This is a genomic window from Adhaeribacter sp. (assembly GCF_057359045.1).
The window spans coordinates 226,614-253,293 of sequence record NZ_JBMQUD010000124.1 but is presented as its reverse complement, the minus strand read 5'-3'; the positions used below and the strand labels follow the sequence as shown (position 1 = coordinate 253,293).

25 protein-coding genes are annotated in these 26,680 nt (G+C 42.3%); 9 read left to right on the top strand and 16 right to left on the bottom strand.

Annotated elements, in window-relative coordinates; translation table 11 throughout:
• Positions 1–57 precede the first annotated feature (57 nt).
• From ACO1R6_RS19910 to ACO1R6_RS19875, 8 genes are all read right to left on the bottom strand, one after another.
• Entirely contained in the window at positions 58–252 is a 195-nt protein-coding gene (locus ACO1R6_RS19910) for a hypothetical protein (RefSeq protein ID WP_486266859.1), read from the bottom strand.
• A complete protein-coding gene (locus ACO1R6_RS19905) occupies positions 249–443 on the bottom strand; it encodes a hypothetical protein (protein WP_486266858.1) in 195 nt (64 codons plus the stop codon). The genes ACO1R6_RS19910 and ACO1R6_RS19905 overlap by 4 nt, the downstream gene beginning before the upstream one ends.
• 185 nt (positions 444–628) lie before the next feature.
• Positions 629–1,603, bottom strand: coding sequence for a metallophosphoesterase (locus tag ACO1R6_RS19900; protein ID WP_486266857.1), 975 nt, complete (start codon positions 1,601–1,603; stop codon positions 629–631).
• Between the two features lie 363 nt (positions 1,604–1,966).
• Positions 1,967–3,568: a RagB/SusD family nutrient uptake outer membrane protein gene (locus ACO1R6_RS19895; protein ID WP_486266856.1), complete on the bottom strand. Its 1,602-nt coding sequence runs from the start codon at positions 3,566–3,568 to the stop codon at positions 1,967–1,969.
• Between the two features lie 32 nt (positions 3,569–3,600).
• On the bottom strand, positions 3,601–7,053 hold the full coding sequence (locus ACO1R6_RS19890; RefSeq protein WP_486266855.1) for a TonB-dependent receptor: 3,453 nt from the start codon (positions 7,051–7,053) through the stop codon (positions 3,601–3,603).
• A gap of 158 nt (positions 7,054–7,211) precedes the next feature.
• Positions 7,212–8,291 (bottom strand): FecR family protein, encoded by a 1,080-nt coding sequence (locus ACO1R6_RS19885; RefSeq protein WP_486266854.1) that lies wholly within the window; start codon positions 8,289–8,291, stop codon positions 7,212–7,214.
• A 149-nt stretch (positions 8,292–8,440) separates the two neighbouring features.
• On the bottom strand, positions 8,441–9,025 hold the full coding sequence (locus ACO1R6_RS19880; protein ID WP_486266853.1) for an RNA polymerase sigma-70 factor: 585 nt from the start codon (positions 9,023–9,025) through the stop codon (positions 8,441–8,443).
• A 571-nt stretch (positions 9,026–9,596) separates the two neighbouring features.
• Positions 9,597–10,100 carry a cupin domain-containing protein gene (locus ACO1R6_RS19875; RefSeq protein WP_486266852.1) on the bottom strand — a complete coding sequence of 168 codons (504 nt, stop codon included), beginning with the start codon at positions 10,098–10,100 and terminating at the stop codon, positions 9,597–9,599.
• 274 nt (positions 10,101–10,374) lie between these two features.
• Between ACO1R6_RS19875 and ACO1R6_RS19870 the strand changes: the two genes are divergently transcribed.
• The 3 genes from ACO1R6_RS19870 to ACO1R6_RS19860 all read left to right on the top strand — a co-directional run bounded on the left by ACO1R6_RS19870 (position 10,375) and on the right by ACO1R6_RS19860 (position 12,736).
• Positions 10,375–10,977 (top strand): TetR/AcrR family transcriptional regulator, encoded by a 603-nt coding sequence (locus ACO1R6_RS19870; protein ID WP_486266851.1) that lies wholly within the window; start codon positions 10,375–10,377, stop codon positions 10,975–10,977.
• Between the two features lie 148 nt (positions 10,978–11,125).
• The gene (locus ACO1R6_RS19865; RefSeq protein WP_486266850.1) at positions 11,126–11,773 is read left to right on the top strand and encodes a nitroreductase family protein; all 648 of its coding nucleotides are present in this window, start codon (positions 11,126–11,128) and stop codon (positions 11,771–11,773) included.
• 84 nt (positions 11,774–11,857) lie between these two features.
• Positions 11,858–12,736, top strand: a complete 879-nt coding sequence (locus ACO1R6_RS19860; RefSeq protein ID WP_486266849.1) for a pirin family protein — start codon at positions 11,858–11,860, stop codon at positions 12,734–12,736.
• Positions 12,737–13,037: 301 nt separating this feature from the next.
• Here ACO1R6_RS19860 and ACO1R6_RS19855 read toward each other — a convergent pair whose 3' ends face one another.
• Positions 13,038–13,559, bottom strand: coding sequence for a CHRD domain-containing protein (locus tag ACO1R6_RS19855; RefSeq protein ID WP_486266848.1), 522 nt, complete (start codon positions 13,557–13,559; stop codon positions 13,038–13,040).
• Positions 13,560–13,727: 168 nt separating this feature from the next.
• Positions 13,728–15,899 (bottom strand): PKD domain-containing protein, encoded by a 2,172-nt coding sequence (locus tag ACO1R6_RS19850; RefSeq protein ID WP_486266847.1) that lies wholly within the window; start codon positions 15,897–15,899, stop codon positions 13,728–13,730.
• 535 nt (positions 15,900–16,434) lie between these two features.
• On the opposite strand from ACO1R6_RS19850, the gene ACO1R6_RS19845 reads away from it, so the two are divergent.
• Positions 16,435–17,721 carry a S41 family peptidase gene (locus tag ACO1R6_RS19845; protein WP_486266846.1) on the top strand — a complete coding sequence of 429 codons (1,287 nt, stop codon included), beginning with the start codon at positions 16,435–16,437 and terminating at the stop codon, positions 17,719–17,721.
• Between the two features lie 432 nt (positions 17,722–18,153).
• Here the strand turns inward: ACO1R6_RS19845 and ACO1R6_RS19840 are convergent, their stop codons facing one another.
• Positions 18,154–18,483: a hypothetical protein gene (locus ACO1R6_RS19840; protein ID WP_486266845.1), complete on the bottom strand. Its 330-nt coding sequence runs from the start codon at positions 18,481–18,483 to the stop codon at positions 18,154–18,156.
• Positions 18,484–18,871: 388 nt separating this feature from the next.
• Between ACO1R6_RS19840 and ACO1R6_RS19835 the strand changes: the two genes are divergently transcribed.
• Positions 18,872–19,153, top strand: a complete 282-nt coding sequence (locus ACO1R6_RS19835) for a hypothetical protein (RefSeq protein WP_486266844.1) — start codon at positions 18,872–18,874, stop codon at positions 19,151–19,153.
• Between the two features lie 130 nt (positions 19,154–19,283).
• Here ACO1R6_RS19835 and ACO1R6_RS19830 read toward each other — a convergent pair whose 3' ends face one another.
• Positions 19,284–20,198 (bottom strand): ROK family protein, encoded by a 915-nt coding sequence (locus ACO1R6_RS19830; protein WP_486266843.1) that lies wholly within the window; start codon positions 20,196–20,198, stop codon positions 19,284–19,286.
• Between the two features lie 561 nt (positions 20,199–20,759).
• On the bottom strand, positions 20,760–21,938 hold the full coding sequence (locus ACO1R6_RS19825) for a PQQ-dependent sugar dehydrogenase (protein WP_486266842.1): 1,179 nt from the start codon (positions 21,936–21,938) through the stop codon (positions 20,760–20,762).
• A gap of 225 nt (positions 21,939–22,163) precedes the next feature.
• Here ACO1R6_RS19825 and cysC point away from each other — a divergent pair, with 225 nt between their 5' ends.
• The 4 genes from cysC to ACO1R6_RS19805 all read left to right on the top strand — a co-directional run bounded on the left by cysC (position 22,164) and on the right by ACO1R6_RS19805 (position 25,205).
• A complete protein-coding gene (gene cysC / locus ACO1R6_RS19820; protein WP_486266841.1) occupies positions 22,164–22,760 on the top strand; it encodes an adenylyl-sulfate kinase in 597 nt (198 codons plus the stop codon).
• 123 nt (positions 22,761–22,883) lie between these two features.
• On the top strand, positions 22,884–23,990 hold the full coding sequence (locus ACO1R6_RS19815; RefSeq protein ID WP_486266840.1) for a hypothetical protein: 1,107 nt from the start codon (positions 22,884–22,886) through the stop codon (positions 23,988–23,990).
• Positions 23,991–24,153: 163 nt separating this feature from the next.
• Entirely contained in the window at positions 24,154–24,597 is a 444-nt protein-coding gene (locus tag ACO1R6_RS19810) for a BLUF domain-containing protein (protein ID WP_486266839.1), read from the top strand.
• Between the two features lie 179 nt (positions 24,598–24,776).
• A complete protein-coding gene (locus ACO1R6_RS19805) occupies positions 24,777–25,205 on the top strand; it encodes a BLUF domain-containing protein (RefSeq protein ID WP_486266838.1) in 429 nt (142 codons plus the stop codon).
• Positions 25,206–25,222: 17 nt separating this feature from the next.
• On the opposite strand, the gene ACO1R6_RS19800 is transcribed toward ACO1R6_RS19805, so the two are convergent.
• From ACO1R6_RS19800 to ACO1R6_RS19790, 3 genes are all read right to left on the bottom strand, one after another.
• Positions 25,223–25,564, bottom strand: coding sequence for a hypothetical protein (locus tag ACO1R6_RS19800; RefSeq protein ID WP_486266837.1), 342 nt, complete (start codon positions 25,562–25,564; stop codon positions 25,223–25,225).
• A 567-nt stretch (positions 25,565–26,131) separates the two neighbouring features.
• Complete coding sequence (locus tag ACO1R6_RS19795) at positions 26,132–26,269, bottom strand: hypothetical protein (RefSeq protein ID WP_486266836.1); 138 nt, start codon at positions 26,267–26,269, stop codon at positions 26,132–26,134.
• Positions 26,270–26,296: 27 nt separating this feature from the next.
• Positions 26,297–26,656 (bottom strand): hypothetical protein, encoded by a 360-nt coding sequence (locus ACO1R6_RS19790; protein WP_486266835.1) that lies wholly within the window; start codon positions 26,654–26,656, stop codon positions 26,297–26,299.
• Between the last annotated feature and the right edge of the window lie 24 nt (positions 26,657–26,680).

The window sequence follows — 26,680 nt, the reverse complement described above, 5'->3', positions numbered from 1 at the left end:
TACACTTACCACCGGGTACTTATTCTACTCCAGCGCAGAACGGATGTACCATTGGTATTATTTATTAATAATTACTTCGGCCATTACCGCCAGAGGATCCGAAAAATAACGACCTTCTTGCTGGTCAGTTAAAATTGCGTGTTGCAGCACCCGCACGGGTTTACTAACAAAAATATAATCTATTTTGCCTCTGACCGGGTTCTTTACCCCAAAACCACTAGAGGTGCCTTCGGCTTCCTGTACGCCAATCAAATCGGCCTGGTGGTATTTATTAAAGCCGCCACTTTATCTTTGCGGTTATCCCAAATATTAATGCTGTCTATTTTGTTCAGGTACCGGATGTTGTAAGACATTACGCGTAAACTTCCGGCATCTTTTGCTTTCTGGGCCGATACCGAAAAAAAAACCAGGGTGCAACATACTATTAATAATAAGTAACGCACAGGGTAAGTTAATTTCAAGTAAAAATAACCCGGCAATAATTACGTAGGATAAGTAGCAGCTAAAAATTAAAACTACCAAGATTTACCGTTTCTTTTCTGTTAGATTTAGCATTCAGCCTTATCACAACCTTTTGGCTAAAATGCATTTCCCGGTGTTTTTACAAGAGAAATTTTACCGATATTTTTCACTTACGCTTGCCTAAAAACTTAACATCGGTAAGCGTAAATTTAGAGGCATCTTCTTTTTCGTTTTTGTAAAAAGGCGAATACATTTTAGCCGAAATGGTTTTGGCTTTCGGGTCTATTTCTAACAACCGGATGTACCCCCCACCCGAATCCAGTGATTGGTAATTCTGAAGAATCTGGTAAATATCGTTGCCGTGCTCGCCTTTGTCTACGCGGTGGGCAGAGGTTACCACGTGGCCGCTTAAAACCATCCGTACATTGGCGTGCTTTTTAATCATCCGGTCGAAAATAGCCTGGTTGGTTAAATCGCCGTAACCAGCATTGGTCTGGTTAATTTCGCCTTTGGAGGTAAGATGAAAATGCGTTAAGATAATTACGTTGTGCTTGGGGTTTTCGGAGATAATTTTATTTGCCCAATCAACGGGGCCTTGCCGGGCACAAAACTCAAGGGTTAATACCAGCCACTTTAATTTACCGGCCTTAAAGGTATAATACGCATTGTCGCTTTTGTTTTCTTCGTAGCGGCCTTTTTGCATGGTAAACCTACTGACCGGAAAGTAAGAATTAAACTTGGCCGTTTTTCTTAAATTCTGATTTACATTGCCTGGTGCCGCGCTGCCACTATTTTCGCCTACGGCTTCGGTATCGTGGTTACCCAAGGTTAGGGCATAACCCACCCGCGCACTATCTAATATTTTAAAAGCTTTACTGGCGGTTTCCCAATGCGAAATATTATCGTAGTCTACAATATCGCCCACGTGCAGCACTATGGGTATTTTTAACGAGTCTTTTTTTTGTACCAGCCAGTTTAGCTGGCTATGCAGCATATCGGGCCTGGCTCTTACTTCTATCTGGGTGTCGGGCAATACCGGGAGCACAAACTTCTGAGCAGTTACCGTTTGATAGCCGGCAAAAAAGAATATAATTACCGCCAAGTATTTACTGCCTGTTAATTTACCTAATACTATTTTCATGGGTTGGTTGTAGTTGTTTTTTCCAGATAGCGAGCGATGCTCTTATGGCGCAAACCACCAGCATTATTCTCCGGAAAACAAATATTTAAAGCGTATAAAACTGGTTTAAATTTTGGTGGTTATTAATTCTTTTCTCCAGATTAATGTGTAATTATTTTTTCAAAACATTTAATTCGGCAGAAGATAAAGAACCTGTTTAGGGGTGCGGTACAAAAGAGACAGCAAGCCATTATTAAACTTTTTGCTACCTGACCGATGTCCAAGGCGGTTTTGTTCTATAATTTTTAACATTAAACAGGTTCTAAATTAAATAGCCGACTTAATTACAATTGAAAGATTAAAAGCATTATAAGGAAAGAATTGCTACCATTTTGGGTTTTGTTGCAGGGCCGGATTCAAACCTAATTCATTTACCGGTAACGGCCATAAATAATCTTTAGCGGGGTCGAAACGACGAAAAGAAGCATTTTGCGCCACAATAAAACCTTCGGTATTTACCACCACCGGGGTTTGGGTACCAAATTCATTCCTAAAGAAATAATTACCCAAAACCGGTTTAGGCAACTCTATTTCGGCGGTTTTCCACCGGATTAAATCCCAGTAACGCATATTTTCTAATGCCAATTCTACCCGGCGCTCCCGACGGATTTCTTCCCGCATGTCTAGCCCGTTGGCTTGTACAAAGGCATTGGTCAGGTTAGCGATTTTGCCGCGTTGCCGCAACAGATTAATTGAAATATCCAGGTCTGCATCGGTAATGCTATTGGTTAATTCATATTGCGCTTCGGCGTAAGTTAAGAGTACTTCGGCGTACCGGAGCAGAACTAAATCTATTAATGCCTTACGGGTAGTAAAATCCAGGGCGTTAAAATATTTTTTAGAATTAAACCCGGTTTTGTGGTAATTGAGCGGGGTAGTAAAAGTAGCACCGGTATTGTACGGCTCGCCTTGTTTAAATACCGAAGCCGCTAACCGCTCATCCCGGTCCCGGAAAACATCTACCGAGGTTACCGGGGTAGTGTACAACGGCGACTTGGTAATGGGTAATCCATCTTTCATTAAATAACTATCTACTAAACTTTTGGTGGGGTTTACGCCGCCGGTATAGATATTTTCCGAAAAATTATGGTTTAGCACCAGGTTAGCAGCATCGGTGCCGTATTTCTTTACCAGAATGTTTTCTTTATTCTGAGGCCCTTCGCCGGCATACTGAAACAGGTTACCATAGTTAGCCAACAGGGCATGCTGTTTACTGTCCATTACGGCTTTAGCCGCACTAACTGCCACGGTAAGGTGCTTAACCGGGTCACCATCGTTGTGAAACTTAGCCCGGGTACCCTCAAACAACGCTATTCTGGCTTTCATGGCCAAAGCTGCCGTATTAGAAATTCGTCCGTATGCCGCACTGCCTAAAACGGTGGGCGTAGGTAAATTAGCAGCCGCGTAATCTAAATCTTCATAAATTTGGTTTACTACTTCTTGCCGCGGAGCAGCCCCCTGCTCCAGTTCCGGTGAATCATCGCGTAAAGTTTTTAAAATGAGGGGTACATTGCCGTATTTTTGCACCAATTGCCCGTATCCAAATGCTCTAAAGAACCGGGCTTCGGCCATATACAGGGTTTTAGTGGCCTCTGGCACCGGGGCCGAGGGCACCTTTTCCAGAAGGTTATTGGCCGCTCTAATTAATTGGTAAGGCGATGAATAATCGGTGGCGGTGGCCGGCGCCAACCGGGAACCATCGCTAATTGGATCGCTTTGGGTACCATAAGCATTATCAGACCAAACCTCGTCGCGGCTAAACCCGGGCAAAAAAGTGTAAAAATAATTGGCCGCCGCCTGAATATCGGATTCAGATTTCCAAAAAGAAGGATCGGTTATTTGGGTTTCGGGTATGCGTTCTACCTCACAACTGCAAAAGCCGAGGAAAAGAACAAAGGCATATAGTTTAAATATTTGGGTTTTCATATTTTTCTGGTAAACTAGAATTAAAAAGCTACTTAAAAGGTAATATTTAGCCCCAGGGCACCGGTAGCAAAGAAGGGATAATCAGCGGCAACACCATCGCGCTGTTCGGGATCAAAGTACCCCTTAAACTTACCCAAGCCTGAAAAAGTGAGCAAATCCTGACCGGTAAAGTAAAGCCGGGCGCGGGATATTTTCACCTTGCTTACCAAGACTTGCGGTAATGTATAACCCACCTGAATATTCTTTAACCTAATGTAACGGCCATTTAGAATCCATTTATCGGCGGTTAAATAATTGTGTGTAGCATTAACAAAGGGCCGCGGAAACATGGCGTTGGGATTTTCGGGGGTCCAATAGTCGCGGTGTACGGCCAAAGCCTGGTAATAAGTGGCAATACTGGGGTCGAGGGCCTGCCGGGTAGGAACAAAGTTCCGCTTGCCAACGCCCTGGAAAAAGGCAGTAAAATCAAAATTTTTCCACTGGGCATTTAAGTTTACCCCAAATAAGTAGCGCGGCTGCGTGGTGCCCTGGTAAATCAAATCGCCGTGGTCTTCTACACTGCCGGTACCCACCGTAATTTTATTATCGCCGTTTACGTCGCGGTATTTTATATCGCCGGCGGCAGTTCTGCTGTCCTGGAACGCCGCGGCCTTCACTTCTTCATTGGTCTGGAAATAACCTTCGGTTTGGTAACCCCAAATGGTATTAAGCGGGTACCCTTCGATGGTGCTGACGGTACCCGCCGAGATAACTCGCCGGCCGGAAAAATTAATGAGCTCATTCTGATTATCCGACAGGTTAAAAGCAAAAGAAAAATTAAAATTTTCGCCGATCCGGTCGCGGTACCGGAGCTCTGATTCCCAACCCCAGGATTTAAGCTCCCCATTGTTTATCCGGGGAGTACCTACCCCAAACGTAGCCGGTAACTGGATTGCCGTAAGCATATTGCGGTTAAACTTTACGTAATAATCAAAGCTGGCCTGAATCCGGTTCCGGAATAAACCAATATCTATTCCGCCGTTGGTGGTTTCTATGGTCTCCCAGGAAAGTTTGGACGATGGCATAACGTTTTGGAAAAAATAAGTACTTTTTACTTCGGGCGAGCCCAGCACCAGATTGGCACCCCGGTTGATAAGGGCCAGGTAATCGTAAAGACCAATACCGGAAGCAGCACCCAATGTACCCCAGGAACCTCTTAGTTTAAACTCAGAAACACCTTTAATTCTAAACCAGGGTTCCCGGTGCATGTTCCAGCCCGCTGATAAAGACGGAAAGGACTGGGTTCTTAAACCGGGGGCCAAACGGGAGCTTTCATCAACCCGAAAGGTGGCTTCAAACAAATATTTATTTGCAAAGCTGTAGTTAAACCGGCCAAAATAAGATTGAAAAGCATAGGTATTAATTCTTTGGCTGTTGGTTTTGGTTGTTTCGTCGCCTAAACCCAAAGACGGTAAATCGTTGCTTACTAAGTTTGTAACGCCGGTTGAAATGTCTTCAAAACGGCTGTCTTCCCACTGGTAGCCGCCCAGCAGGTGAAACTGGTGTTTTGTACCCAGGGAGTAGTTATAATCGGCAAGAAATTGCAGGTTATTATTTTGGGTTAAATCGTGGCTAACTGAGTAGGAATTAGGCGTATTCAAAATATCGCCGGGAGCAGTCCGGTACCACCTTTGCACGGTGCGCCGAAAGATTTCCCTATCGCCGGCGCGGTACTGTACCCCGTACACGCCCCGGAGTTCCAGGCCTTTTACCACGTTATTTATTTTGGCGGTAAAAACGCCATCAAAAAAATTACGGTTGTAGTTATTGTATCCGCCCGCATCCATTATGGCATAAGCCGTAGCACCAGAAGCAGTATTATAACGTCCTTCCGGGGTTAACAAAGGATTGATACTCGAGTACCGGTAAATATTAAACAGCAAGTTGCCGTTGCCGTTTAAGTTTGCCGATGATGCCTCCTGTTGTTGTAACGTATAAGTTAAACGGGAATCGAGCGATAGGTGCTTGGTTAACTGGGTACCCAAATTTAGCCGGATATTATACCGATCACTTTTATCTGGCCCTACTTTAAATACGCCTTGCTTGTTGTAGTAGCCAACAGAAAGCATAAAATTCAACTTTTCGGTACCGCCCCGTGCCGATATATTATGGGTATGCATCAGCGTATTTTTCCGTAGCAGCTGGTCTACAATACTCTTGTTACCGAAATATTGGTACCGGGTAGTATCGTTGGGGTTAACCCGGTACTCCATGGTGCCTTCTTTTAAAATCTGAATGGTTTCGGCGGTGTGGGCGGCTGCCGAGCCTGAATTTAAACGGGCCAGGTTGTTATATTCCAGTTCCTCCCAGGTGGCCATTCTTTCCGGCACATTCAAAGCCCAATCGGTACCAACTATAGAAGAATATTCAAATACAGTTTTGCCCGACTTGCCTTTTTTAGAGGTAACCAGTATAACACCACCCGCCGCCTGAGCTCCGTAAATAGCAGCGGCCGCCGCGTCTTTTAACACGGTAATACTTTCAATATCGTTCGGGTTTAAGGTTTGCAAAGTAACCCCCGGACTGGTAACGCCATCTACCACAATGAGCGGTTCTATGTTGCCGTTGGCCGAAGTGGCTCCGCGTATTTGCATACCGATCCCTTCTTCGCCGGGCTGGCCCGTAGAGCGGGTAATCGCCAGACCCGGTGCCACGCCTTGTAAGGCCATTGCAACACTCGATACCGGCCGGTTTTCTATTTCTTTGCTGGTAACCGTAGATACCGCTCCGGTAAGATTTTCTTTTTTCTGGGTACCGTACCCTACCACTACCACTTCTTCCAGGCTTTTGGCATCGGTCTGCAGCGTTACATTAAAGTTGGTTTGCCCGCCCGAAATATTTACTTCGCGGGTTACATAACCAATGTAAGAAAATATGAGGGTACCTGTTGCCTCTGGTAAATTAAGAGAAAAAGCACCACCTGCATTAGTAGTTGTACCATTTACGGTACCTTTTACCACTACCGTAACCCCAGGCAAAGGCTCTCCTTTGTCGTCGGTTACTTTTCCGGTAATGGCTAAATCAGTTGCTACAGGTTGCTGCGCCTTATCTGGTTCTGTAAAATCAGAGGTGGCTGGCATTGTTACTTTCCGGCGAAGCAATATTTGGCCATTTACTACCTCGTAGGCAATATTTAAGGGCTTTAACAATTCATCGAGTGCTTTCCTTAAATTTTTATCTTTTATGTGTAAGGATACCAGCTTGTCGCTGTTAATAAATTCTTTGCTGTACACAAATTTTACGGTGGTTTGTTTTTCTATTAAGCTTAAAACGGTACCTAAACTGGTGTTAGCAATTTTTAGCGATACTGTTTTATTTAAAATAGTTTGCGCCTTTAGCTCCCGGGCCTGCACCAGGTTAACTAATAAAATAATGGCTAGTAATTGCAGAAGGGTAATCCTCATAATTTTACCGATATCTACATAAGAAAACAGTTTAATTTTCATACATTTGATTGTTTTGTTTTCGTGAAAAATAAGACAATAAGCGCCTGGCCTATCGCTACGATAGGTTTGTCCGCTTGTAGAGAATAGGGGTGGTCGCAACACGCCTATTCTTTTTTAGAAATAATGGAGAAGTAATTATTTAGCCATACGGGTAAGGTTTAAGGTAATGGTTTACTTTCCAGACAGCCTGCCCCGGAAATAATTATTTCGTTTTTATATAATTTATATTCTGCTTCAATAGATTTACAAATTACTTCCAGTATTTCCGGCAAATTCTGATTTGTAAAATCACCGTAAATAGAGCAATTGTTAATAGCTGGATTCTCTGGTTTTATGTTAGTAGCAAATTGCTCGTTTAACTTTTTAATTACTTCCCGAATGGGTGTATCCTGAAAATAAACCGAAGTTCTGGCCCAAACCAATTGCCGGTCGGTGGCTAAAACTTTTTTCTTAATCAATGCCTGGTTTTCTTTTTGGTAAGTTACTTTTTGGTTTGGCAGCAAAAGAATCGCTGGCGATGCTAACGGGTCAGTACTGGTAATCGGTTCGGGCTCATTCTTTAGCACGGCTACCTGTCCTGTAATTACCGAAATCTCTACGGTAGGGTCTTTTGTATAAGCCTTAATATTAAAACTTGTGCCCAACACCCGGGTAAGTACGCCACCGGTAGTAATCTCGAAAGGCCGGTTTTTATCTTTTGCTACTTCAAAAAAAGCCTCGCCGGTTAAAGTTACGGCCCGCTTAATCTGGTTAAAATCATTAGAAACTGTTAATTGGCTGTTTTCCTGCAACCAAACCCGGCTCCTGTCCGGAAGCGTAATAATTTTAACCTGTTTTCCCGGATTATTAAATATTTTACCAGTAGTACTTACAACAGAAGCCCGTTTTTCTGAAAAATTATTGTAAGCAATAAACCCTATACCTGCCGCCAGCAACAGCATTGCCGCTATTTTACTAATAGTAAATGCTACTTTCTTAAACGGGCTAAACTGGTTAATAGAAAACACCTTGGTTTCAGCTTCGTGCTCTCTATCTTTTTCGGCCTCGGTGATATTCTCATTAATCCGGGTAAATAAATCTTTTTTAAGCTGGTCCTGAGCGGTTACCGCTATTGCATCTATGAAATCTGGAGCCTCCTCAAAACCAGCATACCATTCGTCAATTATTCTCTTTTCGGCCGGCGAGCATTTCCCGGCTAAATATTTCTGAATTAATTCGCCAGGAATTTTATTTTTCATACTTATGTAAAGGCACCGGTAAATGGCTATAATAGTATGTCAGGTAAAAAGGCATTACCCCCTACTGCTGAGTAAATATTTTTTTATTTTTTGGAAGAAAGTGATAAAGACGGGAAATCCGGATTGTTGTTAAGGCAGACAAGCCCAACTTAAAAGATACCACTACCCAAAAGCAGCACCGAAACAATTGATTCTTTCAGATTTACTTTTAAAATTTTAATGGCTTTGCTGATGTGGTTTTCAACGGTTTTTTCGGAAATATTTAATTCTTGGGCAATGTCTTTATTTGAATATTGCTCGTAACGGCTTAACACAAAAACCGACTGGCACTTTTCCGGTAATTTTTCTACTTCCTGGGTTACCAAACTGCCTAGTTCGTTAAACAGTATAGCTTCTTCGGTTAAGTTAGCATTGGTTAGCGGCTGGTGCGTGCGCGCAAATTTCTTCCGGACGGCTTCTTTCTCTAATTGGTTTAAAACTAAATATTTAACTGAAACCGCCAGGTATGCCGCTACCGAATGGGAAATATTAATCTGTTGCCGATTGAGCCAGAGTTTGGTAAATAAATCCTGGAGTACCTCTTCGGTGAGTTCGCGGCTTCCCAGTCTTTTGTATGCCTGATTAAATAAACTAGCCCAGTACCGGTTGTAGATTTCATTAAAAGCACCCTTATTATCTTCTTTTAAGAATAAAAAAAGTTGCTCGTCAGTAAAATCACCTAGTTCTGGTAGCATATAAATGTAATTAGGTAAAACAATCTGCGAAAAGGTGCTAAGAAGAATAAGCCAAGATAATAAATTTTCAAAATATTTAAATAAAATATAATATTTTGCAAATTTTACATTCTAGCAATATTAAACCTGATTGTTTTTAATTTTTATACACAAACCTAGCTTATTTTAGAAAATCTACAACATATATACATATTACCTTTATATTAATTTTTCTCAGAATAATTTAAATTTAATATTGATTAAAATAACTGACCCACTAAATAGAAGAAGCGACTTATAATAAAAATAATAGGCCAAGAATTAACCAATAGGGCCAAAGTAGACGCCCCTAGGTAAATGTGGCTGTAGTCTTTACCGGTTCAATAATAATCGCATGATTGCTGGCTTAAATTAATTGGATTACAGCGTACCAGCACATTGAGGTAAGGCGCATAAAACAAAACCGCAAGCCTTAGCTAAAAGGCTTGCGGTTTTGTTTTATGGTTTTTAAAGTTTAGATACTTTTGCCAGAAGTAAAAATAATACTCGTTTTTCTAACAAATCTTTTTTTTACTTTTTTATGATAAATATATTAGCGGCCGAAATCGTCTTGTACCCGCACAATATCATCTTCGTCGGATGGATTGGCAGCATCGGTATGCTGCCAGATTTCGGCGAGTACCCCCCAATCATCTAAACCAACTAAACGGTGGCGTTCACCTTGTTTTAACGTAATTAAAGAGCCCAGTTCGTGGGTTTTCAGTTCGCCCTCTTCGTCGGTATTGCTGGTAACCACGCCTACTTTGCCTTGTATTACTTTCCAGATTTCGGCACGCCGGAAATGATATTGCCAGGAAAGTCTTTTTTGTGGAGCTACTACCAGTATTTTAGGGCTTAGTTTACCCGAAATTCTTAATCTATCCACGGGCATTCCGTCGAAAAATTTATCGGCAAATGCCTGCGCCTGATCTTCGTTAATCACGAAAAAACCACCCCAAGGCCGGGTTTGATCTTGTTTATCGATGGTAAAACCCTGGGTTTGCAATTGGTCTTCTATTTCATTAAATAAAGTTTCTTTGTTTTTTTCCGTAGCCATTATACTATTATTTGAATACTTACTAACGCAATTATTATCCCGATTTATGGAGTTTTCGGGCCCGAAAGTTCTGAAATTTTATGTAATAATTGCTATACACTTAATAGATTGGTTATAATTTATACACAACAGCAGGAATATATAAGGTACCGGCAAGTTTAACCCCTAGAACGCTCAGCCTGATCTATATAAATAATATTCTGCCAAATATTTGATTATTATTTATTTGGCATTACCTTTGCTAACACTGTTATATAAAATAACAATTAGTAAAATGGGTATAACCGAACGTAAACTAAGGCACAAAGAGGAAATCCGGGAAAGTATCATCCGGGCGGCCTGGGCAATTGTGCTGGAAGAAGGCTGGCAGGCGCTGTCGATCCGGAAAATTGCCGATGCCATAGAATACAGTATTCCGGTTATTTACAGCCACTACGAAAACAAAGATGCAATTTTGCTGGAGTTTACTAAAAAAGGTTTCCGGCAACTAAACGTTTGCTTAAAAGAAGCACGCGCACAGGATGCTAACCCGGCCCGTCAATTAGAAAAAATGGCCCAGGCTTACTGGGACTTTGCTTTCCGGAATAAAGAATATTACCAGTTAATGTATGGTTTAGGCATGCCTACCTGCGAAACGGTTCGGCAAGTGGCAGAATTGGGTCAGTTTACTGATTTGGTACAAGGTAGCATTAAAGCTTTGATTGCCGAAGGAAATAAAACCGATCAGGTAGATCCGTTTCTTAAATTCCATACATTCTGGTCGATGTTGCACGGTTTGGTTTCCATAAATCTACTTAACCAGGTTTGTCCGGATAACCTCCACGCCTCGGTTTTACAAGATGCCGTGCAAGGCTTTATCAAAAATATAGAAAACTAAGCTTTAATTTCTTAAGAGTACAGGCAAACAGTAGTTTGCTTTTATTTTTACTTAAAACCTAACACTGTTATAATTAGTAATATAAATAAACAAAAATTACACAGTTAATATTTTAATAATTAAACAAAATCAAAATTAATATTTTATTATGGAATTACTTGAAGCTTTAAACTGGCGCTACGCAGTTAAACGAATGAACAACCTGAAAGTACCCCAGGAAAAAATAGAGAACATTTTAGATGCTACCCGGTTGGCCCCATCTTCTATGGGTTTGCAGCCTTACACTATTTTGGTGATAGAAGACGAAAACCTGCGCAAGCAAATTCAGCAGGTAGCTAATAACCAACCGCAAATTGTAGAAGCCTCGCACCTGCTTGTTTTTGCCGCCTGGGAAGATATTACCGAAGACCATATTACAGATTACATTAACCACACCGCCGCAACCCGTGGCGTTACGCTTGAGTCGCTGGCTGGTTTTAAAAGTGTTTTGCTGAGCATAGCTCAAAAAAATACCCAAGAGCAAAATTACCAGTGGGCCGCCCGCCAGGCCTATATTGCTTTTGGTATTGCTATTGCGGCGGCGGCTACCGAACAAGTAGATGCTACTCCCATGGAAGGTTTTAATGCCCCTGCGCTGGACGAACTGCTGAACCTGAAAGAAAAAGGGTTACGTAGTGTTACCTTATTGCCATTGGGCTATCGCGATGCCGATAACGACTGGCTGGCCAATCAGAAAAAAGTACGCCGCGAAAAAGAAGAACTTTTTGTGCAGTTAGAAATACACCAGGTAGCCTAAGTACCCGTAAGCAAAATATTAAATTTATACAGCAGACTGCTACCAATATTTTATGGCAGTAGTCTGCTGCCTGTATAAACATTCTTGAAAGGGACCAACCCTATGCGCAGTATAAACAAAATACACCGGGCTGTAGCCGCTCCTATTGGTAACCTGGTAACTTACCGGGCTATGCCTACTCCTTCCCTAAACCTGGGCGATCTAGATCCTTTCTTGTTTTTAAATCACCACGGTCCGCAAAAATACCCGGCCCGGAATACCGGTTTACCCTTTGGACCGCATCCGCACCGGGGCTTCGAAACCGTAACGTTTATTTTGGCCGGCGATATTATGCACAAAGACACGGGCGGCTACGAAAGTATTATTCAGGCAGGTGGCATTCAGTGGATGACGGCCGGCAGCGGTTTAATTCACGCCGAAGTATCGTCGGAGGAATTTAAGGCTAACGGTGGCGACCTGGAAATTTTGCAACTCTGGTTAAACCTGCCTGCCCAGTACAAAATGACCAAACCCAAATACATCGGGGTACAAAAAGAAGATATCCCGAAGGTAAATTTAGACAAAAACAAAGTAACGGTAGAAGTAGTATCGGGTGCGTGGGACGACGTACAAGCGCCAATCCAATCTTTAACCAATATTCTGTTAGCTACTATTAACTTTAAAGCCGGGGGCCTGCTTACCACAACTGTTCCGGTGGCGCACGAAATATTCCTGTACGTAGTTAGAGGCGAACTAAAGGTAAACGGTACCCCTGTGCCCAAACTGCACCTGGTAGAATTTAACCACGATGGCGAAGAACTACAACTGGAAGCTATCCAGGACAGCGTCATTTTATTTGGGCACGCCCAACCCTTTCATGAGCCCATTGTGGCTTACGGACCGTTTGTAATGAATACCGAAGCCGAAATACAGCAAGCTTACCAAGATTACCAGCAAGGTAAATTTGGCATCTGGAAAGATTAAGGTCAGTATACTTTTAATGTTTAAGAAAGCAGTTGCAGATTTGGACAGCAAAAAGCTTTCTTCTGTAACCAAGTAAATATTAAGCCTTTTAAACAGAAAAACCGGTATTAACCGGTTTTTTTTATTATCCGATCGTTTGTTTATAGATATTTTAATATAGTGTAAAGAAATTTAATCAGGCAGGTTCAAAAGACTTTTTTCTGCTACCACCCGTAAAGGAAGAAGTAGATATAAAATAAAAAACTCGGCTTGTTCATGCCGAGTTTTTTATTCAAGGTAATTTAAAATAATTATCGACTTCTTATTTCACCTGGCCTCTTATTTCGCCGCCCGGATATTCATCGGAATGGACGTTGGTATAAATTTGGCCGGCTTCAATGGCGGCAATTAAGTCGGCGAGGGTTTTGCCGGCTAATGCGCCTTTTAAAGAGGCCGAAGTAATTACCCCCTCAGCTATTACGCCGTTCGGGTTACTTTCGGTCCGGCCTACTAAATCTACTACTACGCCGCCATTTACACCCGCCGGGGCCAGGTGCAAATGCCCGAAACGTACTGACTTAATGTTGGCTACAATCAATTTGTAATATAATTCGGTACCGTCTTTACTTAATTTAAAAATAGCTTGTCCGGTCGCATTGCTGCTAACTGGCACGACCGACACTTCATTTTCCGGTTGCAGGTGCGCAGTGTAGTTATCGGCTTTTTTTGCTTCGGAACTGCTAATAGTGGCTTCGGCGGATTGGGGTGTAACCGAATCGGTTTCGCAACTGCTAAAGGTAAAGGCTAAAAACATAAGTGGCGATAAGTAGATCAGCTTTTTCATGGGGATTTAAGTTAGAAGGTTTATATTTTTTAAATATATAATTATATAACTAAAAATCAACACCAATGTTTACTAATCTAAATGTTTATTTTTTAATAGCTAAAACAAAACCACCGGGCAGCCTTTTTGCTACTCCGGTGGGTTTAGAATCTTTACTGTTTACGCTTATTAGTTTTCTTTAAAATAACCGGTGCTGGTATTACCATCATAGGTATTAACGGTACCGGCATCGGTATTAATAACGGCATTGCGTTTTACCAGTAAGCCGTAGCCGGCACTATTATTAATGGCCGAGCTAGTTATTTTAAGTTTACCCCGCACCGTCAGGTTAGCTTTCTCCGAAACCCCAATGAGGTTGGTTTTACCGCCGTGGTTAATAACAACATGCGTCATTTCGTTTAAGTCGCTTTCGCTGGCTACCATAATGCCTTTCCAGAAACCTTTCTGGGCCGTTTTGCCACTAAAGTTAATTTTGTTAGTAGCGGTACCTTTGGCAATTAAATAGCCATTGTTATTTACATATAAGGCTTTATCGGTGGCAAACTGAATATTGGGCGCAACATTGGCCGTTGCTTCTAGTTTTAAACCGCTATCCAAAAGAACGTCGTTAATGATGTAATAGCCAGCGCCATCGGTAAAGGCCGGCCAGCTTACTTCGTTGGCCTGGGCCAGGGTGCCTTCGGTTTCTACGCCATCAAAACCATTGTTGTTTTTCAGTTTAGAAGCGGCATCGAGTTTATTTACCTGGTTGGCCGTTACGTACATGGCTGCACCGGTATTATTGCTGAAGTTATTATTGGAGAAGCCGGTTAATTGGGAATGGCCGGTTTGTACATACATGCCATAACCACCACTGTGCGTAAAGCTGGAGTTGGTTACTTTTAATTTACCGCCGGGGTTAGCGCCACCATAAAGCAATAAACCTGCTTTAATCGAAGACGAAACCCCAATTAAATTACGCTTTCCGGCATGGGCTACTTCTACATAATCCATTTCGTTAAGCGGGCTGGAAGAAGATACCAGAATGCCCGCCCAGAAGCCGGTAGTTTTGTTACGGCCGGTAAAGCTTATTTTATTAGCCGCGGTACCTTTGGCCACTAAGTAGCCCCCGTTATCATTAACGTATAATCCTTTATCGGTTACAAACTCAAATTTAGCACCGGCGGCAATTTTAATTCCCGACTCCACAATTACATCTTCTACAGCCAGGTAAGTAGAGCCATCGGTAAAGGCCGGCCAGGTTACTTCTTGGTTTAATTTAACGGTACCTCTTATTTCTACGCCATTGTAACCGTTGCCACCAGTTAAGCTGGAAGCCGCATCTAGTTTGTGCACCTGGTTGGCGGCCACATACAAAGCACTGCCGGTATTGCTGCTAATGGTATTATTCGCAAAACCCGATAGCTCGCCGGTATTGTTCAGGTACAAGCCATAGCCATTGCCTTGCGTAATGGTAGAGTTGGTTATTTTTATTTGCGCCGGTGCGGTACCGGTATTATTTACTACCACACTGGCTTTAATAGAAGACCCAATACCAATTAAATTGCTACTGGCAGCATAAGCTACTTCTACAAAATCCATTTCGTTTTGGGTACTGCTGGAGTTTATTAAAATACCTTCCCAGAAACCTTTGGTTTTTTCTTTCCCGGTGAAAACAATTTTTTGAGCCGCCGTGCCTTTAGCCACCAGAGCGCCATCTTTGTTTATGTAGATGCCCTTATCCGATTCTACGGCCATTACTACGCCCGGCATAATGGTTAATTTGGCGTTTACAATTAAGTTCTGGGTTACAAAATAATCCGGCAGGTTCGGGTCGGCTACCAGGTTGGTTAGTACCCGGTCCGCATCAATGGGATCGGTTAAGGTTAATGGGCCGTTAGGATTGCCGCTGCCGTTTACTTTTATTATAACTTTATCTTTCGCCGAACCACTTTCGCTGGTAACGGTTACTTCCAGTTCATAATCGCCAGCCACATCGGGGGTAAAAGTGGGTCTGGCCTGGGTTGGGTTGGTAAGCGTAGCGTTGCTACCGGTTGGTTTGCTCACAAATATCCAGTTATAAGCTAGCGTTTTACCAGCATTATCGGAAGAGGCACTGCCATCGAGGGTAACCAGTTGTCCCAGGTTTACGGTTTGGTCGGAGCCGGCATTGGCCGTAATGGCTGGCGTTGGCTTAGGTTTATCATCTTCTTTGCAACTGCTTAGCCCAACCAGGGCCAGCAATAGCAACATAAAACTTTTCTGCAGATACTTTTGCCAATACGAGCGGTTCATTGCCGTAACGAACGGAGCATTTTCTTTAACCGGCACCAGGGCCAGCGGTAAAGAGGTGTTTTTCATAGTTTTGTGTAGGTTGTAGGTTGATAAATTGATTTTTTAAACAGAATTAACCCTGAACGGCAACTTATACTGGTTCTCCCGGAGAACTGAAACCCAATATTAGCTGCCTAATCATTTTTAAATCCTGGACAAATTTGGGCCGGGGGCCACTGCAAATCAATTTTAAAAAGTTAAACGCCCGGTACTCGTGCATGAACCGGAGATAAAAACCCTTGAATGCAGCAAGCACCTCCTTTTATTTCTCGAAAAATCTAGGCATTAAGGTAATTGATGGCACTTGGTGCGGCGGTTGGGATAATCGTTATGGGTAGCAGTAGCCTGGCCGCAATCAACTACTCAGATTCTACTGTTCGGGTAATAAATATTACAACTCACCACAGCTTGCTTTAAATTCTGGTCTGGATAAATGAAATTATATAGCAAATCCAGCTTAGCTTACTTAAAAGACCCGGCAGCGTCTAACCCCAGTGGTTAACTTATAATACCAATGCTTGTGAATCTATGCGTGAAACGAACCCTACAAAAGAACAGTGCCATGAAATCATTTTTAACCGGATTAGCTATTTTAATTCTGGCGGTAACGCTAACCGCCAGCACACCAAAACCAACTTCTAATTTGTACCAGGAAGATTTTACCAACTTCTGGCAGATTATAAATGATAATTATTGCTACCTCGAAAACAAGGAAATAGATTGGGCTGCAGCAAAAGGAATATACCTGCGGCAAGCCGATTCGGTGCAAAACACAGCCCAATTTGCTGAACTGCTGCAGCGGGCTTTATGGGAAATTTATGACCACCATGCAACTTTGATAAACAATACTACGTTCGGTCCGCGTGCTATCCCAGAAGGCACCGATATTTGGGCCGAATACACCAGAAGCCGCCCCCTCATTACCGAAGTACGTCGGAATTATAGTGCGGCCCGAGCCGGCATGAAAGCTGGCATGGAAATAATTGCGGTAAACGATGTGCCCGTAGAAAAAGCCATTACCGCTTACCTGAGTAAATCTTTACTTAAAATAAACCCGGATGCCCAAAATTTTGCCCTCCGTACTTTACTGGCCGGCAACCATGCCCAACCGCGCAAAATAACCGTTTACTACCGCAACAAAACCACCACTTTTTACCCCGATTCCCCTACACACCTAAGCCCAACCCAGCAAAAGCCAGGCTTATTCGAACTGAATATTATCAACGACATCGGTTATCTTAAATTTAACAACTGCCTGGCTGACTCTAATTTTATTCCGGCTTTTGACCAGGCGTTAGATAATTTATTTCAAACAAAAGCCCTGATCCTGGATTTGCGCGAAACCCCTTCGGATGGTAACGATACTGCCGTTAGGGGTTTGCTGGGCCGCTTTATTTCGGAAGATCATTTTTACCAGGGCCACGAATTACCCACCGAACAAAAACAAACCGGTGTAAAAAGAAGCTGGATGGAAATAGTTTCGCCGCGGCAGAAGTGTTACGATAAGCCTTTGGTAGTTTTGGTAAACCACTGGACTGGCAGCCTGGGCGAAAGCATAACGGTAGCTTTAGACGGCATGAAACGCGCTACCACCGTGGGCACCAAACTGGCCCGCCTTAACGGAGCCAATAAAATTTACCAATTGCCTTACAGTAAAATCAGTTTTTCTATTCCGGTCGAGAAACTTTACCATATTAACGGCACGCCCCGCAGTTTGTACCGGCCCCATTTAGAAATAGATTGCACCAAATTGAGCCCGCATTCCGGTGGCGATATTATGTTGGAAAAAGCCCTTAATTTACTTAAAACCAGATCAAAAGAAGAAAGTTTAACCGCTCAAACTTATTAAAGGCTGCCTCAGTTTTTTGCATTACTGCCAGCTGATGAAAATACTAAATAAAGTATATTCCGGAAGCAGCAGGAGGAAGTTTGATATTTAAGGTTAGTCGAAAACTGACTCTGAGTATAGCTCCAGATTTCCGTTGCACTTAAGCTCCGGACAGGTAAAGTAATTAGCATCAAGGCTAAGATTCCGATTCATGGAAATAAGCTTAGGCCTTAAAATATTGCTTCATGCGTATTTAAGCTATCAATTTAAAGATAAAAATGCTTACACCCTCAATTGAGTACATGGCATTATAGGTCTCAGCACCAAGAGCAGTATTTTTACTGCTCTTTTTAACGAATTTACTTACCGCTAATAACCTGCAGCCTGCGCAGCAATTTTTGCCTGCATCAAACTGCTTAACCACTACCCTAGCTATAAGGCAAATAACTACAATTAATTTAAGAAATAAACTTCGTTGGTAGTATTTATCCGGGCTCCTCTTTTAAAAGTTTCTAAATCGTCGCAAAACTCCTGGTGTAATTTTAAGATAATAGCATGCTGCTGTTTTTCCTGATTTAACAAGCGGCAAATCTTTTGCAAATGATTCAGGTGGGCATCCGACAAAATCAGATTAAAATGGAGTTGCTGTACGGTTAGTTTTAAAGCCGCAATTTCGGGGTGTTGTTGGGCGTGTAAATTCAGGGTTTTCCAAAACCGTTCAAGAATCGTGCGGTAATCTACCGTAATTTTCTGCGGAATATTCTGGTTGTCGCGGTACAGCATTTTGGTTTAACCTGTGTATTTACCGGTAAAGCAGAGATTAATCCTGGCCCATTATTCGCCCGATTAACCAACTTACCGTCTTTATTAAATGTAAATTTATTTTTGTTTAAATTAGTTATAACTGTCTTTTTTTCCTACCCATTAATTATCAAGGCCTTCCTAAAAAGTTGATTAACTTTGTAAAATATAATCTATTTTTAAAGATGCAAAATTGGTGTATCTGGAAAAATTTCATTAACTATACCTCAAATTAGTTACTAATTCAGGCTTTAACAAATAATCTTTAATTATTAAAATAATATATTTAAACTGTTACATATAAAATTAATCCTTTTCTACCTGATGCGTAAATATTTACTTTCAAAAACCATTTGCTAATTATTCGCCTATGGATTTGGATTTTACAGGCTATATTGTTACCGAGTGTGGTAAGAAACTGCGCATAGATATTTTTGATCAGATGGCGGTTGGGATAGTTCAGTGCGATGATTTTTTAAAAGATCCGACTTTTATTCCGTCTACTTTTTCGCTCTACAAAACCATAACCGATTTGTACTTGCTGCAGATAACTTCTTTTGATTCAGAAAACGATTCTTTAGAAACGACTTATAAGCTGCTGACGGAAGGAGAAGCCATGGTTTACCTCGAAAACTGTTATACCAATATTTAACCGAAATTAACGCAAGCCAAAGACGCAGGCGGAAGTAAATAAAGAGAAGTTTTCTAAATTAAGTAATTACCGGATTCCAGTCAATCCGGTAATTACTTAATTTAGAAAAAGATAAATAGCCAGGCAAAGCTTATAACAAAAGCATGGCTGCGCCAAAAACGCCGGCACTATCGCCTAATTTTGGTTTTAATACCAATATATCGGGGGTTTTATTAAAAACGTGTTGCTTTACGGCGGCCACGCCCTCCTGGTACAGCAATTGAATATTACCTACCCCACCACCTACAATAATGGCATCCGGGTCCAGAATATTAATTAGTATGGCAACGGCTTTGCCAAAAAAGAAAATCAGGCGCTCTACAGTTTTCTGGGCGGCGGCATCAGTGCCTTTGTTATAACGGTCTATAATTTCTTTTAGGGTTAAATTTTCGCCGGTAAGGTTGGTGTAAAAACGTTGCAAAGCCGGGCCCGATAAAATTGTTTCTACGCAACCTATCTGTCCACAATAACAAGCCCCGCCCGATTCATGGAGAAAATTATGCCCCCACTCCCCGGCTATGCCTTGTCGGCCTTGCAGTACTTTACCGTTTACCACAATACCGCTGCCAACACCGGTACCAAGTATCAGCCCAATTACTACTTCGGCCGCCGGCAGTGTCTCCGGCACAACACCCAGGTGCGTTTCGGCCAGGGCAAAACAATTGGCATCGTTGCTCATGATAACCGGTATACCTAAAGCTTGTTCTAAATCCTTCTTAAGGGGCTGTCCGTTCATGCAGGTGGTATTGCTGTTCCGGAGCATTTGGGTAACGGGGTCTAAAGAGCCGGGCGTGCCTATGCCAATTTCCTCGGCCCGAAAACCCGTTTCGGTTGCCAGCATTTCTACCACGCGCACTATTTGGTTTATGATGTGGGCATACCCTTGGTTTGCTTCGGTTGGCAGCCGCAACCGGCTGATTACATTATACGGTGGTTGCGGTGCCAATACAACACCTTCTATTTTGGTACCGCCCAAATCTATTCCCCACAATGGTTTTTGCATCATATACGTTAAGAGCGAGGTTAAACAAAGCTTTTAAAATTATAGTAATACCGGTAATTAGCTTAGTAAAGGTTAAAAAAATCTTCCGAAACTTTTTAAATATTATGCTTTACTACTTAGCGTAAGTTTAAATTCAGTAGAATCATTCCAAATTCAGTAGAATCATTCCAAAACGGTCATTCCCAAAGAATCTTCAGATTAGGTAACTTACAAGATTCTTCCGGAATGACGGAAATTAATGGGAGAAAGAGGCCATTTTATTCCGCTTTTTAATCGCATATTAAAATTTAAACATACTCTGTAATAACAAAAGCCCCGGCCTATAAGTAACCGGAGCTTTTGTTAGTGCCTGTTTAGCCGTTTATAAAAATAGCTGTAGCTGCTGCCCTTGCAACAGCGGCACCGGCGAGTAGTCTGATAGCCTTATAAGAATTGGCGGTAATAATACTAAATTATAGTACGAATGGCGCCAGATGCTGCTCGGAATTAAAATTTGAAACAGCTTTATAAAACTAAATTCTTCTGTCTATGCGCGGGTATTATTTAGATAATTATTACCGGCATTTATTTCGCCGGGCTAAATTTATAAATTTTACCGGCGCCGTAAGCCAACACGTACAAACCATTTTTACTATCCTCGCCAAACGACGAAAGACCGGTTTCTACTTTGGTAATTAATTCGTTTTTTACGGCTTTGTCGCCGTTAAAGGTAAGCGCCCAAATATTGCCACTCACAAAATCGCCGTAAATATATTTACCCGCTAAACCGGCCAGGTTTTTATCGTGGCATACGTAACCTCCGGTTATAGAACGACCGGTATCGTTGCCCTGCTGGAAACTCCAGATGGGCATTTTTAAGTTAGTTTTATCGCAGTTAGCCGGTTCAAAACAGGCATCGCCTTCCATAATGCGCCAACCGTAGTTGCCACCTTTCTGAATAATGCTTACTTCCTCAATTTTATTCTGGCCCACATCGCCGGCCCATAAAGCGCCGCTAGCACGGTCGAAACTAAAGCGCCATGGGTTCCGGACACCGTAAGCAAATATTTCTTCGCGGTAGCCATCAGAATTGCCTTTGTAAGGGTTATCGGCCGGAATGGCGTACGGCAGATTGCCGGTGGTTTTATTTACATCGATGCGTAATATTTTACCTAAAAGCTCTTTGCGGTTTTGGGCATAATTTTGCGGGTCACCGCCACTTCCGCCATCACCAACCGCCACGTACAAGTAACCATCGTTGCCAAACGCTACTTTACCTCCATTGTGGTTAGCATACGGTTGCCGGAAACTAAGTAACACTACTTCACTCGCCGGATCGGCTTGGTTGGGGTTGCCACTGTTAACTTTAAACCGCGAAATATAGGTTTGCAAAGGATTACCGCCAGTATAATTCACATAAAAATAGCCGTTGCTCTTAAAATCCGGATGAAAAGCCAAACCCAGTAAACCCCGCTCACCGCCGCTTACCACCTTACCCGCAATGTCCAGAAAAACCGGGGCACTCGCCACCTCGGCCTGGTTTGGGAATACGTGTATTTTACCCGGCTGCGAAATTACAAATATTCGATCGGTGCCATCGTTGGGGCTGGTTAACTCCACGGGTTGTTCTATTTCTAGTTTAATAAAAGCCGGCGTTAGCGTATAAGCGGCCGGCACAGCATCTTTCTTTTGCTGGGCTTCGGTGGGGTCGCAGCCCATTAGTAAAAATGAGCATAAAAACAGAGTAATTTTTAGATTGTTCATGGGTAGATAAAATAATTTTTGAAGCTTAATGGGTTAAAAAACCAAAAGTAAATAAGTAAACCGAGCCAACGCTGATACGATTCAGGCTGCTGTTACTGGTTAAAAGGTATTTACGCAAACTATTGATTAAAGAAGATACCATGTTGGCGTTTAATGTGTCTAATTTTTATTTGTTACATTTCTGCAGAAGCTACGTACAGCAAATCAAATTAAAAAGCCAACAAATTGAACCAAACGCTAATCAATCTCCATCAATTACGGGCCCAGGAACTTAAAAAAGGTATATTAAAACAAAGGGCTGTAGTATTATGGATTACCGGTTTACCGGCGTCGGGCAAAAGTACTTTAGCCAGCAACCTGGAAAAAAGCTTGTTAGAACAAGGTTATTTAACCCAGTGGCTAGACGGCGACCACCTGCGCAGCGGCCTTACCAGCAACCTTTCTTTTTCTGATGCCGACCAGGAAGAAAATATCCGGCGAAGCGCCGAAGTAGCCAAATTATTTGTCCAAAGCGGCATTATTACCATCTGCACGTTTATCAGCCCATCAGACTACCTGCGCAATATTGCCCGCCGCATAGTTGGGCTAAGTAATTTTTTAGAAGTGTATACCAATAGCCCCTTAGAAGTTTGCGTACAGCGCGACGAAAAAAACATGTACGGCCGGGCCTTACGGGGTGGCGTTACCAATTTATCGGGGGTAGATTTTCCGTACGAACCGCCCCGGCACCCCTGGCTGCAATTATACACCAGTTATCACTCGGCGGAAGAATGCCTGCAACAAGTATTAGAGGCCTTATTGCCCCGCATTAAAGATATTTAAAAACACCTGTTCTGTTTTCTCAGGCCGGACTCATCAAGAATATTTAATTAAATATTTTGCAGCTTCGGAATGTCTCGCTAATTTAACCAACACCTAAAAAGTACTTAAAATAAAATCCGCTTCGTGTTCAAGAATTTTTCTTCCCCGCATTTCTGTATTAAATTATTTCCGGGCCTTGGCCCTAAATTTCTTTACCTGCTTTTAATAACCTTTAGCTGGAGCAGTTGCCAGACTAAACAAAAACCGGCTACCCCGCCTGCAGCCCAGGCAACAATAAGGCCGGTACTGGATACCTTACCCCCAACCAAACCTGCCCCAGATACCTTAACAGCTAAAGCAACTACTCCGCCCAAAGACGTGCCGGCCGCAAAAGACAGCGCAGCCACGGTTAAAGCAGCGAAAGAACCAGCGGGCTGGCCCGTTAAAAGTCCGCCGGCTTTGCCGGGCGCTATTTTACCCGAAAAACGCATTATAGCCTTTTATGGCAACCCACTGTCTAAACGCATGGGTATTCTGGGCGAACTGGAACCCGAGCAAATGTTTGCCAAATTAGATCAGGAAGTAGCCGCCTGGGAAAAAGCCGATCCAGAAACGCCGGTGCAACCCGCCTTTCATTTAATATTTGTAACCGCACAGGGCAAGCCTGGTTCCGGCGGCAAATACCGGCTCCGGATGGCCGATAAATTAGCCGAAAAAGTAATAGGCTGGGCTCAGCAAAAAAATGCCCTTGTGTTTCTGGATATACAAATAGGGCAAAGCTCTTTACAGGAAGAAATACCACGGTTAGAGCAATTTCTCAAATTACCCAATGTGCACCTGGGTATAGATGCTGAATTTGCCATGAAACCCGGCCAGGTACCCGGCCACCGCATTGGCTCTTACGATGCCGCAGATATTAATTATGCTACTTCTTTCCTGGCCAGCCTGGTAGATAAATACCAGATTCCGCCTAAAATATTGGTGGTACACCGGTTTACCCAACGCATGATTACCAATTACAAAAATATTAAGCTAGACCCTCGCTACCAGATTATTATGCACATGGATGGCTGGGGCAACCGTGTTTTAAAAAGAAGTACCTATCTGTCATACATCCAGAAAGAGCCCGTGCAGTATACCGGCTTTAAGATTTTCTATAAAAACGATGTCCGGAAAGCCGGTTGGAAATTAATGACCCCCGAAGAGGTTTTAAAACTAAATCCCAAACCTTTATACATCCAGTACCAATAATTCTATTCGTATGTAAATAACAGAGCAATTTTTTAGATTATATACTGATCTGTTTTTTCCGGATTCCGGAATATTTTCCCGGGTCCGGAAAACAGGTTTGCTGATTTATTTCTAAACCTATCCTGGCAAAAGAAGTATATTATCTAAACCAAAAAGTACGACTTTGTATTTTATAATTTATACGAGCCAAGCCCATGGCACCCCCGGCGAAACAGAATTCAGAAGTTTATTAGAACAATGTCAGGTAAATAATTCCCGGCGCGGCATTACCGGTTTATTGCTTTACCACAATGGGCAATATTTGCAGGTTATAGAAGGCGAAAAGCAAAATATACTCACCTTATACGATATTATTAGCCGCGATAACCGCCACCAGCACGTGCGTACCTTAGCCGAAGGTGAGCAAGAAGGCCGTAACTTTCCGGATTGGGCCATGGGCTTTAAAGCGGTAAACCACGAAAAAGCCTATACGCAACCGGCCTTTATAAATTTAAACGAGAACGAATTAATATTTAACGCCGATACACCTAATCCGCACCCGGCTTTACCGCACTTAAAAAGTTTTTACCAACAACTACATACCGGGCAGGAGTTTATCCAGCTTTAAAACGGTGTACTACTCTATCTTATCCGGAAATTTTAAAAATTTAATTTTTTAAACCGTTTCCTCCATTCTGGCAAGGAATTAGTTATACGCTTAACAGATACTTATTTAGACTAAAAATCAAGCGGTTAAGCCGCTAAATAAGTATTCTTATTAAGAGTATTTTAATTTTAGTCTTGTTCATGTATTACCTGGTTTATACAAGTGATGCCCGGTTTAACCCCACCGAGGAAGAACTTAAATCACTTTGTCAGCAGTGCGTTATTAAAAATCAGGATTACGGTATAACCGGATTGCTTTTATACATCGACGGGCACTATTTACAGGTATTGGAGGGAGAACAAGCAGCCGTAAAGGCTTTGTACAAGATAATTCAGAAAGATGCCCGGCATCAGAAAATTATTACCCTGATTGAAGGCGATTTAGCAGAACGTAATTTCCCTGATTTTCAAATGGGTTTTAAAAGCCAATCAGCCAAAGAAGGTTTAAATTTTATTAATTTAGAGCAGGATAAACTAACTTTTCCAGACAACTGCCAGCCTAACCACCCGGCCATACTTTTACTGGAGCGGTTTTATGGCCGCTTACAGCACCAACGCTATTCTATTTAAATAAACTGCTTTACTAATCAGGCAAAGTTTAAAACTAATTTGCGGGCAGGTATTGTCCGGGTTTCCGGCACAAAATTGTGGCTAATGTAAAATTCGCCATTATGGCACGGCAGCTCCGGATTAACCAGGTGCAGATAATCCTTCATAAAATTATCAAATAATTCTTCGAGGTACGGCGAATCGGGTACTTGCTTTACCAGGCTCACGGTTATGGCTAATAAATGGTTAATCTGGCCATCTTTGGTTCTGGTTACCTGGTCGGGAATTTCAAACGCATCTTCGTACTGATGAATAATAGCAATGTAATGATATTCCTGAATAGTAGCGTTTAGTTTGTCAATAATCTGGTGGTAATACATCTCTTTTGCTTCCTAGCGGAGCGGATTAATCGAATTTAATGGGTACATACGTTGATTACTCAGATAGGATACAATAAAAATTACATTTTTATTCATTTACTTTTATTTTGTATAACTTTTTCTGGTAAGCCTATTCAAAAAAGCATTTAAGCGTCTGTTTTCCTGATTATTAAATTTTATCTGTTTTGTTTAAAACTGTCGCTAAGTCATTGGAATCAACTGTTTGGTTGTAGGTAATCTTCCTGCTAAAATCCTTTTCCACTTTGCTTAGTTACAGCTTAAGTTATAGCTCTTTTAAATAATTTATTTGGTATAAGAGCAGTTAAAAATTAACCACGTCGTAAATATTTAAACCTAATGCAGCAGCCACATAATAGAATTAAAAATATTGGGGTGAAGATGCACTCTCCACCCCGTAACCATCAGAAAAGAAGACCAACAGGAAAGGAATACAGCAGAAGCTAAGGTTTGGGCTTAGAGCTTTTCTGGGCGGGGCTTTAACTTTTAATACTAAGTTCTTCGGTTTAGTATGCTGATAATTTTTAAGCTGCTTAGGGTAAAAATACATTAAAACTTGAGGGTTACGCCCAGACGCAAAGCAGCTACACCGTAGCCCACTTCGGCAAATCCGCCCAAATTTTTGTTCAGGTAGTATCGGGCACCGGCATGTATTCCCGTAATTACCCCGGTAGAGTAAGGGCTCACAAAATCGCTGTAGCCAGTATTATCGGATTAAGAAGCGGTGCGCACGCCCAGGGCTACGCCGGCGTAGGGGTCTAGTTTGCTTTTGGTTAGTTCCAGTAAATCGCCGAAGTGGTAAGACCCGCGGGCCCCGAAATAAATAAAATTGTAGCGCCATTTGTACCCGCCGAAATTATACCCGTACCGGGCGTAATCAATAAATCCACCCACCGATATATTCTCTTTTATACCTATTTCAAAAGAAGCACCAATGGGTATGCCGCCCGCAGTATAAGCGCCCAAGCCAAAGCCGGCATTCAGGTATTTTTCCCGCGGGCCGTTTTGAGCCTGAACGTTGGTAAAGGCTAAAGAACATAAGCAAATCGCAAAAAATAAGGGAATCTTTTTCATAGTTTTAGTTTGGCTAATGGTTGT

Coding starts and splice junctions, on each gene's coding strand:
- ACO1R6_RS19900 (WP_486266857.1), bottom strand. CDS start 1,603: ATGAAAATAGTATTAGGTAAATTAACAGGCAGTAAATACTTGGCGGTA.
- ACO1R6_RS19895 (WP_486266856.1), bottom strand. CDS start 3,568: ATGAAAACCCAAATATTTAAACTATATGCCTTTGTTCTTTTCCTCGGC.
- ACO1R6_RS19890 (WP_486266855.1), bottom strand. CDS start 7,053: ATGAAAATTAAACTGTTTTCTTATGTAGATATCGGTAAAATTATGAGG.
- ACO1R6_RS19885 (WP_486266854.1), bottom strand. CDS start 8,291: ATGAAAAATAAAATTCCTGGCGAATTAATTCAGAAATATTTAGCCGGG.
- ACO1R6_RS19880 (WP_486266853.1), bottom strand. CDS start 9,025: ATGCTACCAGAACTAGGTGATTTTACTGACGAGCAACTTTTTTTATTC.
- ACO1R6_RS19875 (WP_486266852.1), bottom strand. CDS start 10,100: ATGGCTACGGAAAAAAACAAAGAAACTTTATTTAATGAAATAGAAGAC.
- ACO1R6_RS19870 (WP_486266851.1), top strand. CDS start 10,375: ATGGGTATAACCGAACGTAAACTAAGGCACAAAGAGGAAATCCGGGAA.
- ACO1R6_RS19865 (WP_486266850.1), top strand. CDS start 11,126: ATGGAATTACTTGAAGCTTTAAACTGGCGCTACGCAGTTAAACGAATG.
- ACO1R6_RS19855 (WP_486266848.1), bottom strand. CDS start 13,559: ATGAAAAAGCTGATCTACTTATCGCCACTTATGTTTTTAGCCTTTACC.
- ACO1R6_RS19850 (WP_486266847.1), bottom strand. CDS start 15,899: ATGAAAAACACCTCTTTACCGCTGGCCCTGGTGCCGGTTAAAGAAAAT.
- ACO1R6_RS19845 (WP_486266846.1), top strand. CDS start 16,435: ATGAAATCATTTTTAACCGGATTAGCTATTTTAATTCTGGCGGTAACG.
- ACO1R6_RS19840 (WP_486266845.1), bottom strand. CDS start 18,483: ATGCTGTACCGCGACAACCAGAATATTCCGCAGAAAATTACGGTAGAT.
- ACO1R6_RS19835 (WP_486266844.1), top strand. CDS start 18,872: ATGGATTTGGATTTTACAGGCTATATTGTTACCGAGTGTGGTAAGAAA.
- ACO1R6_RS19830 (WP_486266843.1), bottom strand. CDS start 20,198: ATGATGCAAAAACCATTGTGGGGAATAGATTTGGGCGGTACCAAAATA.
- ACO1R6_RS19825 (WP_486266842.1), bottom strand. CDS start 21,938: ATGAACAATCTAAAAATTACTCTGTTTTTATGCTCATTTTTACTAATG.
- ACO1R6_RS19805 (WP_486266838.1), top strand. CDS start 24,777: ATGTATTACCTGGTTTATACAAGTGATGCCCGGTTTAACCCCACCGAG.
- ACO1R6_RS19800 (WP_486266837.1), bottom strand. CDS start 25,564: ATGTATTACCACCAGATTATTGACAAACTAAACGCTACTATTCAGGAA.
- ACO1R6_RS19790 (WP_486266835.1), bottom strand. CDS start 26,656: ATGAAAAAGATTCCCTTATTTTTTGCGATTTGCTTATGTTCTTTAGCC.